The 11,501-nt window shown below is 60.0% G+C and carries 12 protein-coding genes; all 12 read right to left on the bottom strand.

All coding sequences use genetic code 11. From position 1 onward, the window contains the following. Position 1: 1 nt before the first annotated feature. Entirely contained in the window at positions 2 to 307 is a 306-nt protein-coding gene (locus ACEN8R_RS03410; protein WP_018925047.1) for an STAS domain-containing protein, read from the bottom strand. A 165-nt stretch (positions 308 to 472) separates the two neighbouring features. Continuing rightward, positions 473 to 922, bottom strand: coding sequence for a flagellar export protein FliJ (fliJ, locus tag ACEN8R_RS03405; protein ID WP_018925046.1), 450 nt, complete (start codon positions 920 to 922; stop codon positions 473 to 475). A 6-nt stretch (positions 923 to 928) separates the two neighbouring features. Beyond that, complete coding sequence (gene fliI, locus ACEN8R_RS03400) at positions 929 to 2,287, bottom strand: flagellar protein export ATPase FliI (protein ID WP_018925045.1); 1,359 nt, start codon at positions 2,285 to 2,287, stop codon at positions 929 to 931. Next, entirely contained in the window at positions 2,277 to 3,086 is an 810-nt protein-coding gene (gene fliH, locus ACEN8R_RS03395) for a flagellar assembly protein FliH (protein WP_018925044.1), read from the bottom strand. Before fliH ends, fliI begins: the two co-directional genes overlap by 11 nt. 7 nt (positions 3,087 to 3,093) lie before the next feature. Next, positions 3,094 to 4,113: a flagellar motor switch protein FliG gene (fliG, locus tag ACEN8R_RS03390; RefSeq protein ID WP_003184041.1), complete on the bottom strand. Its 1,020-nt coding sequence runs from the start codon at positions 4,111 to 4,113 to the stop codon at positions 3,094 to 3,096. Then, positions 4,106 to 5,893 carry a flagellar basal-body MS-ring/collar protein FliF gene (gene fliF, locus ACEN8R_RS03385; RefSeq protein ID WP_018925043.1) on the bottom strand — a complete coding sequence of 596 codons (1,788 nt, stop codon included), beginning with the start codon at positions 5,891 to 5,893 and terminating at the stop codon, positions 4,106 to 4,108. Before fliF ends, fliG begins: the two co-directional genes overlap by 8 nt. 15 nt (positions 5,894 to 5,908) lie before the next feature. After that, complete coding sequence (fliE, locus tag ACEN8R_RS03380; RefSeq protein WP_018925042.1) at positions 5,909 to 6,238, bottom strand: flagellar hook-basal body complex protein FliE; 330 nt, start codon at positions 6,236 to 6,238, stop codon at positions 5,909 to 5,911. Between the two features lie 129 nt (positions 6,239 to 6,367). After that, positions 6,368 to 7,753, bottom strand: a complete 1,386-nt coding sequence (gene fleR, locus ACEN8R_RS03375) for a sigma-54-dependent response regulator transcription factor FleR (RefSeq protein ID WP_026286328.1) — start codon at positions 7,751 to 7,753, stop codon at positions 6,368 to 6,370. Positions 7,754 to 7,758: 5 nt separating this feature from the next. Beyond that, a complete protein-coding gene (locus tag ACEN8R_RS03370) occupies positions 7,759 to 8,964 on the bottom strand; it encodes a sensor histidine kinase (RefSeq protein ID WP_167331170.1) in 1,206 nt (401 codons plus the stop codon). Positions 8,965 to 9,091: 127 nt separating this feature from the next. Further along, positions 9,092 to 10,567, bottom strand: coding sequence for a sigma-54 dependent transcriptional regulator (locus tag ACEN8R_RS03365; RefSeq protein WP_026286327.1), 1,476 nt, complete (start codon positions 10,565 to 10,567; stop codon positions 9,092 to 9,094). Between the two features lie 172 nt (positions 10,568 to 10,739). After that, positions 10,740 to 11,036: a flagellar protein FliT gene (gene fliT / locus ACEN8R_RS03360; RefSeq protein WP_018925038.1), complete on the bottom strand. Its 297-nt coding sequence runs from the start codon at positions 11,034 to 11,036 to the stop codon at positions 10,740 to 10,742. 10 nt (positions 11,037 to 11,046) lie between these two features. Further along, entirely contained in the window at positions 11,047 to 11,442 is a 396-nt protein-coding gene (gene fliS, locus ACEN8R_RS03355; protein ID WP_018925037.1) for a flagellar export chaperone FliS, read from the bottom strand. Positions 11,443 to 11,501: the final 59 nt, after the last annotated feature.

Raw genomic sequence — 11,501 nt, 5'->3', positions numbered from 1 at the left:
GTCAACTGATGTCGAACAGCTTGTCGAAGTTGGAGATGGCGAGGATTTTCTTCACATCGCTACTGCTGTTGACGACACGAATATCGGAGTTGTCGCCACCGGCGTGATCGCGCAGCAAAAGCAACATGCCCAGCGCCGAACTGTCGAGATACGTGGCGTCCTTCAGATCTACGACGATGGACTCGGGTTTCTGGTTGAGTCGCTCGTAGGACTCACGAAACTCCTGATGACGACCGAAATCGAATCGCCCCTTAACCGAAATCGTCAACTTTTGCCCATCCGGGGATACTTCTGTAACGACTGACATTTCACGGCTTCCTTGTCATTGGCGAACGTACGTGTACAAGGTTTAGCACTTGCCGGGGGCTGGGGCAAGGTCAAAAGATCGCAGCCTTCGACAGCGTCTCCGGAATCAGGTTTGCATGCACCCGTGCAGGTGCTGCCGTAGGCTGCAATCCTTTGAAACCAACACTCAATACGAATCCTGACGCGGCAACCGCTGGGACAATTCATCCAGCAACTTCTGCTCGCGCTTGTCTTCCAGTTGCCGTGCCTCATCCATGTAGCGCTGAACCAGTTTGCGCAAGCCTTCGACCCTGGCAAATGCCTGTTGCCAGGCTTCTCGGGCCTTGTTCAGGTTGTTTTGATGCCAGTTCAAGCTCTGGCGCTGCTGGTCGATGGCCGTGCCCAATTGCGCGAGAAAACCCTGATAGCCCAGCAGCCACTGACCCGAAACGCCGCCACTGCCGCGCACGATCCATTGTTCCTGGTAGTCGAGACGGAAGGCTTCGAGGTCGGCGAGTTTGCTTTCCGCCAAACGAACCTGGCCCTGGAAGTGCCCCAGGCGCTGGACGGCGGTTTTCTCGGCCTTTTCAGCCATGTCCACCACAGGCGCCAGGCGTGCCGCGCGACTCGAGGCCATGACCGGTTAACCGCCTGGCGCTGGCGCGAAGACCGAAGCAAGATGGTTTTCGCTGGCGCCCATGCTGATGTTGTCGTTCAAGCCCTGGCGCAGGTACAGGGACATGGCCGGTTGCAGATTGATCGCTGTGTCGGTTTCCCGGTCACCGCCGGGCACGTAGGCGCCGACACTGATCAGGTCGCGGCTCTGCTGGTAGCGCGACCAGTATTGCTTGAACATCTGCGCGTGGTTCAGGTGTTTGATACCGACCACCGACGGCATGACCCGACTGATGGACGCTTCGATGTCGATGGCCGGGTAATGCCCTTCCTCGGCCAGACGCCGGGACAGCACGATGTGCCCGTCAAGCACGCCCCGCGCCGAGTCGGCGATCGGGTCCTGTTGGTCATCGCCTTCAGACAATACCGTGTAGAACGCGGTGATCGAGCCGCCGCCCTTTTCGGCGTTACCGGCCCGCTCCACCAGTTTCGGCAACTTGGCAAACACCGACGGCGGATAGCCCTTGGTCGCCGGCGGTTCGCCGATGGCCAGGGCGATTTCCCGCTGGGCCTGAGCGAAACGGGTCAGGGAATCCATCAGCAACAGGACATTCTTGCCCTTGTCGCGGAAATACTCGGCGATCCGCGTGCAGTACATGGCCGCGCGCAAACGCATCAGCGGCGCATCGTCCGCCGGCGAAGCCACCACCACCGAACGCTTGAGCCCTTCTTCACCGAGGATGTGCTCGATGAACTCTTTAACTTCTCGACCCCGCTCACCGATCAGCCCGACCACGATAATGTCGGCCTCGGTGAAACGGGTCATCATGCCCAACAGCACACTCTTGCCGACGCCGGTACCGGCGAACAGCCCGAGGCGCTGACCGCGACCGACCGTCAACAAACCGTTGATGCAGCGAATGCCCACGTCAAGCGGCTGGCTGATCGGGTCACGCTTGAGCGGGTTGATGGTCGGGCCGTCCATTGGCACCCAGTCTTCAGCCTTCATCCCGCCCTTGCCATCCAGCGCACGACCGGCGCCATCGAGCACCCGCCCGAGCATGCTCATGCCCATCGGCAAGCGACCGTTGTCCGCCAGGGGAACCACGCGTGCGCCTGGCGCAATGCCGGCGACGCTGCCGACCGGCATCAGAAAGACTTTGCTGCCGGAGAAGCCCATGACTTCGGCTTCGACCTGCACCGGGTGATAGCTGTCATCGTTGATGACCATGCAGCGGCTGCCCATGGCGGCGCGCAAACCTTCGGCTTCGAGGGTCAGGCCGACCATGCGCAACAGGCGACCTTCGAGGATCGGCGCGCCAGCCAGCTCCGTGGCCTCGGCGTAGCTGCCGAGGCGTTTGGCGAAGCTGGTGCGATCAAGGCGCATCGGGATGGTCCAGTTCCGGTTCGACCGGGATGACGGCAGGCTTCTTGTCGATCGGCAATTCCAGGCTGAGGTCCGGCTCGGCCGGGTGCAACGCCTGATCGTGCAATTGGTCGAACAGCTTGGCCATGACCTGGGTCACACGGGTTTCGATGGTCGCATCGATACGGCTGTGTTCGGTCTCGACCCGGCAACCGCCCGGCAACAAGGACTCGTCCTCGACGATGCGCCAGGTTTCTTCATGGCGCTCGCGCAGGGCTTTGACCTGTTCGAAATCCTGCGGATTGACGTACAGCCGCACGTTGCCCACGCCCAGCGGCAAGAGCTTGAGCGCCTCACGCATGACGTGTTCGATCTGCGTCGAGTCGATGGCCAGCTCGCGCTGAATAACCTGTTTGGTGATGTGCTGTACAAGGTCGACCAGCGACTTTTCGATCTGGGTGTCCTGCTCGGCAATGGGCTCGAACAGGTTGGCCATCAACTGTTCCAGGTGCGCGATCTTGGCCGTCAGGGCCACTTCGGCTTCCTGACGGACCTTGAGCGTGGTGCTATGGAAACCTTCTTTCTCGCCAACCGCAAAGCCTTCGTTGTAAGCCTCCTGGCGAATGCTTTCGAGCTCTTCGAGGGTCAGTGGCTGGACTTCTTCCAGCGGCACTTCTTCCATTTCCGGCGGTTCGGGTTCAGGCTCCGGCTCGGGTTCCGGCACAAACGGGTCGAAGCTGGGCAGCGCCCAGACATCGAAACCTGCGACGGCCTTGCCACGGATCAGGTCGGTCTGGGACTCATCATGTTTGGACGACATAGTGACCTTAGATCATCTCTTCGCCGCCCTTCCCGCCGAGAACGATTTCTCCGGCTTCGGCCATACGGCGGGCAATGGTGAGGATTTCTTTCTGCGCCGTTTCCACGTCGCTGACACGCACCGGGCCTTTGGCCTCGAGGTCGTCGCGCAACAGTTCGGCCGCTCGTTTGGACATGTTCTTGAAGATCTTTTCCTTGACGCCTTCGTCCGAGCCTTTGAGGGCCAGCACCAGGACGTCCGAGGACACTTCGCGCAACAGCGCCTGAATACCGCGGTCGTCGACATCGGACAGGTTGTTGAACACGAACATGAGATCTTCGATCTGACCGGAAAGGTCTTCGTCGACTTCGCGGATCGAGTCCATCAGCTGACCTTCGATCGAGCTGTCGAGGAAGTTCATGATGTCTGCCGCGCGCTTGATGCCACCCAGGGTGGTGCGCGAGGCATTCGAGTTGCCGGAGAACTGCTTCTCGAGAATCTGGTTGAGCTCTTTCAGGGCCGCCGGCTGCACGGTGTTCAGCGAAGACACCCGCAGGATGATGTCCAGCCGCACCTTATGGTCGAAGTTGCCCAGCACTTCACCGGCCTGGTCCGGATCAAGGTACGCCACCACGATCGCCTGGATCTGCGGGTGCTCGTAACGGATCACGTCGGCGACGGCGCGCGGTTCCATCCACTTCAGACTGTCGAGGCCACTGGTGTTGCCGCCCAGCAGGATCCGGTCGATCAGGCCGTTGGCCTTGTCTTCGCCCAGGGCCTGGGTGAGCATTTTGCGCACGTAGTCATCGGAGCCGACGCCCAGGCTGGTCTGGTCGCCGACGATGTCGACGAACTCGCTCATGACCTGTTCGACCTGCTCGCGGTGCACGTTACCCATCTGGGCCATGGCCACGCCCACACGCTGGACCTCTTTGGGCCCCATGTGGCGCAGCACTTGTGCGGCATCCGTAGAACCCAGGGACAGCAGCAGAATCGCGGCTTTATCAACCCGGGACAGTTTGGCGACAGCGGCTCGGTTATCACTCATCTGCGTTAATCCACTCTTTCACGACCTGGGCCACGCGACCCGGATCTTCTGCCACCAGACTCTTGATTGCGTTCAACTGTGCGTCATAGCCTTCGCTCGGGCTCGGCAGCAGGATGCTGGTCGGGCCACCGAGGCTGACGCGGTCGTTGGCCAGTTCGCCGTCCAGGCCACCCATGCCACCGAGTTCCACGTCGCTGCCAAAGGCCGCGAGTTGCTTGCCTTTGCCGCCACCGGTGATGTTGTTGAGCACCGGACGCAGCACACCGAACACCAGCACCAGGATGAACAACACACCCAGCACTTGCTTGACGATGTCCCAGAACCACGGCTGGGAATAGAACGGAATATCGGCGATCACTTCACCGCGCTCGGCGGAGAACGGCATGTTGATCACGCTGACGCTGTCGCCACGGCTGGCGTCGAAACCGACCGCGTCCTGCACCAGGCGAGTGAAGCGCGCCAATTCATCGGCGCTCCACGGCGCCCGCGTAGTTTCGCCATTGGCTGCGTTGACCTTGACCTGATCGTCCACCACCACCGACACCGACAGGCGATTCAAACGGCCCTGCTGTTGTTTGGTGTGACTGATGGAACGGTCGAGTTCGAAGTTCTTGGTGGATTGTTGACGCTTGTCGGCCGGGTACGGCGCCAGCATCGGCTGACCAGTGGCCGGGTCCATGATCTGCTGACCGTTGGCATCAAGCAGTGGCTGGCCTGGCTGCACCATGCCGGCCGACGCAGTGGCGCCACCAGTGGTTTGCGGCGCCGAGGCAGGCGACGGCGGCTGGTTGCTCAAGGCACCCGGCACACCTTGCGGGCCATTGCTGGCGGTACGTTGTTCGTTGACCGACTGCTCGCTGCGCAACGCCGGTTGATCCGGGTTGAACTGCTCGGAAGTCGATTCGACGGCGCTGAAATCCACATCGGCCGAGACTTCGGCTTTATAGCGGTCGTTGCCCAGCACCGGTTGCAGGATGTTATGCACGCGCTGAGTCAGCATGCTTTCCATGCGACGGCTGTAATCGAACTGCTTGCCGGCCATGGTCAGCTCGGAGTTTTCCGCCTGATCCGACAGCAGGTTGCCCTTCTGGTCGACAACAGTGATCTGCGATTTGCTCAGTTCGGGAACGCTGGTCGCCACCAGATTGATGATGGCGACGACCTGGCCCGGCTCCAGCGAGCGACCGGAATACAGTTCAACCAGAACCGAAGCGCTTGGCTTGCGCTCGTCACGCACGAACACCGAACTTTTCGGAATCGCCAGGTGCACGCGGGCACCCTTGACGTTGTTCAGGCTGGAGATGGTCCGGGCCAGTTCGCCTTCGAGGCCGCGACGATAGCGGGTCGCCTCCATGAACTGACTGGTACCCAGCCCCTGCTCCTTGTCGAGAATCTCGAAACCGATATTGCCGTCGCTGGGAGTGACACCAGCGGCCGCGAGCTTGAGCCGCGCACGGGACAGGTCATCGGCCTTGACCAGCAAGGCACCGGAATTCGGTTCGACGGTATAGGGAATGTCGGCGGCGGCCAGGGTTTCCATGACCTGTTTGGCGTCCATGCCGGCAAGGCTGCCGTATAGAGGCCGGTAGTCCGGCTGCTGGGACCACAACACCACGGCAAAACCAATCGCCACGCTCGCAGCCAGGCCGACCAACAGGCCCACCTGACGCAACATGGTCATCTCGGAGAGGTTTTCCAGGAAAGACAACCCGAACAGCGGCGGTTTACCGTCTATTGGAGTGGCCTTGGCCGGAACATTATCGGCGATTGCTTCTGCCATGACTCAATCTCGTCCTTAAACCGGCATCTGCATGATGTCTTGGTAAGCCTGAACCAGCTTGTTACGCACTTGGGTCAGTGCCTGAAAAGACACGCTGGCCTTCTGTGAGGAAATCATCACGTCCGTCAGGTCGACGCCGCTTTTACCGATCTCGAAGGCACTGGCCAACTGATTGGACGCCTGCTGGGTGTCGTTCACTTTATTGACGGCCTGACCGAGCATGTCGGCAAAGCTGCTGCCACCCACTTCAGGGACTGCGGCAGTCGATTTCGGCGCAGACATGGCATCCATTTGCATGGCGCGCATATCCAGCATCAACCGGTTGAATTCAATACCTTGGCTCATGGTCTGCTCTCTTTGGCTACTCGCAATTTTTTGACACTCACTCGGCGAGTAGTGAGGTGTTAGCAACAAGGGTGCCAGCTCCGTGGCCGCTCTAAACAAAAGCTCTCCTGTGCTTTTGTATGCCGACCGTTACGTGGCGAACAAATACGCTTCCACATCCATTCCGGCATCGCGCATCTGCGCCAGCTTGTAGCGCAAGGTGCGCGGGCTGATGCCCAGTCGCTCGGCGGCTTCTTTGCGGCGGCCGCGCTCGGCGCGCAAGGTGTCGATGATCATTTGGAACTCACGGCGCCGCAGGTCATCGCCGAGGGCGCCCGCCGATTCGGCTTCGACTTCCACTGCTCGTGCAGGCGCCGGCGCCAATGCTGGCAATGGCGCACACGCCACGGGCCCGGCCAGACAAAAATCCTGCGGCTGGATCAAACCGCCCTGCTGCAGAATCAAGGCCCGCTGGATCGCGTTATCCAGCTCACGCACGTTGCCCGGCCATGGATAGCCGATCAGGCAGGCCTGCGCCTCGGGCGAAAGCTTTGCCGCGGCATGCTTCATTTTATTGACGTGTTTGGCCAGCAGGCGCTCGGCCAGCGGCAGGATGTCGGCGGTGCGCTCACGCAGCGGACGCCAGGCCAACGGGAACACCGACAGGCGATAGTAAAGATCTTCGCGGAAACGCCCCGCCGCCACTTCACCGGCCAGGTCACGGTTAGTGGTAGCGACCACTCGAATATCCAGCGTGATCGGCTTGCGTGCGCCGACTCGTTCGACTTCGCGCTCCTGCAATACGCGCAGTAACTTAGCCTGCAGGCCGAGGGGCATTTCAGAAATTTCATCGAGCAGGATCGTCCCACCATCGGCCTGCTCGAACTTGCCGGCCTGCGCCGCGATGGCGCCGGTGAACGAACCTTTTTCGTGACCGAACAAAGTGGCTTCAAGCATGTTGTCCGGAATCGCTGCGCAGTTGATCGCAATGAATGGCTGACTGGCGCGATGGGAGTGCTGATGGATGTAACGCGCCAGCACTTCCTTGCCGGTCCCGGACTCACCGGAGATCAACACCGTGGAATCACTGCGCGCCACGCGCGCGGCCAATTCCAGCAATTGCGCACTGGCCGGCTCGAACGCCACAGGCCCCTCGCTCTCGGTCGCGCCGAGATTGCCCAAGGCGTGACGCGCCACCAGGTCGAGCAAGGCTTTGGGCTCGAACGGCTTGACCAGGTAATCCGCCGCACCCTGACGCATGGCGTCGACCGCACGTTCGACCGCACCGTGAGCGGTCATCAACAACACCGGCAGTTGCGGCTGACGAGCCCGCAGCAATCCAAGCAGCTGATGACCGTCCATGCCCGGCATGTTGACGTCACTGACCACCAGGCTAAATGCCTCGGCGCCCACTGCAGCCAGCGCCTCTTCCGCCGAACCGACCGCCTTGTAAGCGTGTCCGGCAAGCACCAGCGTATCGGCCAGTGCTTCCCGTAGCGCGCGATCGTCCTCGACCAGTAAAACCTTGATGGCCATGTCCTTCACTTCACTCCCTGAGCGCAGGGCTGCTCACCCGCAAAAAGCGGCAGGATCACCTGCGCGCAAGTACCGCGCCCCGGCCGCGAACGTAACTGCAATTCTCCCTGATGAGCACGGGCCACTGCCTTGACCACGGTCAGACCCAGACCGGTGCCGGTAGTTTTGGTGGTAAAAAACGGCTCGCCCAAACGTGCCAACACCTTCGTGTCGATACCACTGCCGCTGTCGCTGACCGATACGCGCAGGTTGTTGTCGCGGGTATACAGGTGAACCTTCAAACGGACGTCGCCGGCGCTGGCCTGAATGGCGTTTTCGATTAGATTGAGGATCGCTCCGACCAGCGTATCGCGATTGCACAGCAACTCACCGGCATGACTGTCGCATTGCCAGCGCACCGGCAGATCCTGAACAAGAGTCAGCGCCGCCGCTTGCAGCGACTGCATCAGCATTTTTGGAGTGATACGATCGGTCAACGGCAGCTCACCGCGAGCGAACACCAGCATGTCGCGCACTTGGTGTTCCAGCTCATGCAGTCGCTCTTTCAGGCGGCCGGCAAAACGCTGCTGCGTGGCGACCGGTAGTTCCTGCTCAGTCAAATGACTGGCATAGAGCAACGCGGCGGACAACGGCGTACGAATCTGATGGGCCAACGAGGCGACCATCCGCCCCAGAGACGACAGGCGTTCGTGGCGGGCGAGTTGATCTTGCAGATGACGGGTTTCAGTCAGGTCGTTGAGCAACACCAACTGACCGGGTTCGGCATCCAGCGAGCGGGTAGCGATCGACAGGCGCCGACCGTCCTTGAGGGAGATTTCGTGACCGTCGTCTTCACGCGGCGCAAAGCATCGCGCAATGACGTGGCGCCACAGCTCACCTTCGAGGGGTAAGCCGAGCAGCTCACACGCAGCAGGATTGGCTTCACGCACGATGCCTTGGGCGTCGATGACGATGACGCCGCCGGGCAATAGATCGAGGAGGTTTTGCAGCCGGTTGGCCAGACGCTCTTTTTCCGCCAGCTCCTGCATGCGCTGGGCGCTGACCACCGCCAGCTCACCCTTGAGCTCGGTGACCCGGGCTTCGAGCATGCTGTAGGAATCGGTCAATTGGCTCGACATCTGGTTGAACAGCGCAAACGCCTGCTCAAGGCCAAGCCGGCTTGCCTGCTCTACGGACGACGGTTGCCCCGAAACATCAGGGACAGGAGACATCTGGGCGGCTTGGGGCATTGTGCTCTCTCGCGTGGTGACCGTCAGTTAAACGGAACGTTGCGAGGGACGTAGCAATACCCGTGCCTAAAAAAAATTGCCTATAAATGAAGGGGTTGAAAAACAGGCGTCAATCATCCGCCTGTTCATCACCATCTCGACGACTCATGCCGTACTTGCGCATCTTTTCCACCAGGGTCGTGCGACGAATACGCAGCCGTTCAGCCGCCCGCGCCACAATGCCGTTGGCGTCATCCAGCGCCTGCTGAATCAACCCTTGCTCCAGACCGCCGAGGTAGTCTTTCAGGTCCAGGCCCTCCGGCGGGAGCAGCGCATTGGCGGTGAAGTCCGGGGTATGACCGTTGATGGCCACCCGCTCTTCGAGATCACTGCGCAGGCTGTCGACCAACTGCTCGTCTTCGTCATCGACGTAGCGAAATTTCTTCGGCAACTCGACCACGCCGATCACCCCGTACGGGTGCATGATCGCCATGCGCTCCACCAGGTTGGCCAGCTCGCGAACGTTGCCCGGCCAGCCGTGACGGCACAGCGACATGATCGCCGCCGAGTTGAACCGGATCGAGCCGCGCTTCTCGTGTTCCATGCGCGAGATCAACTCGTTCATCAGCAACGGGATGTCTTCGACGCGCTCGCGCAGTGGCGCCATCTCGATCGGGAACACGTTCAGGCGATAGTAGAGGTCTTCGCGGAACGTGCCGATCTCGATCATGCTTTCGAGATTCTTGTGGGTTGCCGCGATGATCCGCACATCGACGCTTTGGGTCTTGTTGCTGCCCACGCGCTCGAACGTGCGCTCCTGCAAGACGCGCAACAGCTTGACCTGCATCGGCAACGGCATGTCGCCAATTTCGTCGAGGAACAGCGTACCGCCGTTGGCCAGCTCGAAACGCCCGGCACGGCTGGTGATCGCCCCGGTGAAGGCACCCTTCTCGTGACCGAACAATTCGCTTTCCAGCAACTCGGCCGGAATCGCCCCGCAGTTGACCGGAACGAACGGCGCTTCACGACGCTTGGAGTGGTAGTGCAGATTGCGCGCGACCACTTCCTTGCCAGTGCCGGACTCACCGAGGATCAGCACGCTGGCGTCGGTGTCGGCGACTTGCTGCATCATCTGACGGACGTGTTGAATCGCCCGGCTGGTGCCGACAAGGCTGCGGAAAAGATTCGGTTCACGGTGACGACCGCGCTCACGGGCCTGGTCATACATCTCGCGATAGACCTGGGCACGGTGCAACGAATCGAGCAGTTTGCTGTAGCTGGGCGGCATTTCGAGCGTCGAAAGCACTCGGCGACGCTGGTCTTCCGGCAAGTCAATGAAAGAATTATCGCCCATTAACAAAACTGGAAGGAACTCATCCCAGGTTGAGAGTGTCTTTAACAGGCCCAAAAGTGCACCAGGAGCATTTACCGTCCCGATTAGGACACAGATTACTTCACGACTTGATGACAGAGAGCCGACCGCCTGCTGCCAGTCATGGCTGCCACAGGGTAAATTTTCTTCGCCGAGAAAATTTAAAATCACCGCCAAATCGCGGCGGCGGACGCTATCGTCATCAATCAGCAGAATTTTGGTTTCACGCCACATGCAATAGCAACTTCCCTAGTCAACTCAATGCCCAAAATGAGGGGCAAGCTAGACGCTTGCAGACACGTTGTGCCTGTAGACGCCTGAAATCTGGAACCAGCCACTAGTTAAGTCAAAAAACCGTGCACAGTCAAATTTATGGCGCACTATGTTTGGATTAACTGAGGGTTAATTAACCAAACAGATGGTAAACCTTTGCCGCGTTCTGTGCTTGGTGGATCTGCGACATCTCGTCGACTATCGCTTGTCGCTCCCCCGTCGCCGCTTCCAGGAGCTGTTTATACACCCCCAGCAACTCCTCCAGGTTTTCGCGCAACGCGGTCTCGTCCACCGTAGCTTCACTCAAGACGTCTTCCATGCAGGAACGGCAAGCCAGGTCCAATTCACCGATGGCTTCCCAGTTACGCTCGGCCAATGCCTCGACCAGGGCGTCCCGGGTATGCTCGATTCGCTGCAATACAAGACTCATGGTGATCTCCTTAAAACTGGGGAGCAGGTGCGCCAATGGCATCCCAACCGTCTTTGACCGTACGAAGCAGGTCGGCGACTTCGTCGAGGATTTTTGGATCGGTCCTGAGGTTGGCTTCCGCCAGACGCTTCATCATGTAAGCGTAGAGACTATCCAGCTCACTGACGGACTCCGCCTGTTTCTCCAGGTCCAGCCCCTCTCGCAAACCACCGATAATGCCGATGGCCTTGCCGATAAAAACACCCTTATTGGCGACATCCTTGCGCTCCATGGCACCTTTGGCCTGAGCGATGCGATCCAGACCGCCTTCCATGAGCATTTGCACCAGACGATGAGGACTGGCCTCGGAAGTCTGGGCTTGCGCGCCAATCTTCTGGTACTGCCGAAGGGCTAACATCGGGTTCATGTTTACCTCATCCAAAACTCTGTGATTCGTATAATCAAGCTATCGACATAGCGTCAAAA

It is taken from the genome of Pseudomonas sp. Pseusp15, from assembly GCF_059492165.1.
The sequence above is the reverse complement of the archived record's forward strand: the minus strand, read 5'-3'. Positions and strand labels throughout refer to the sequence as shown.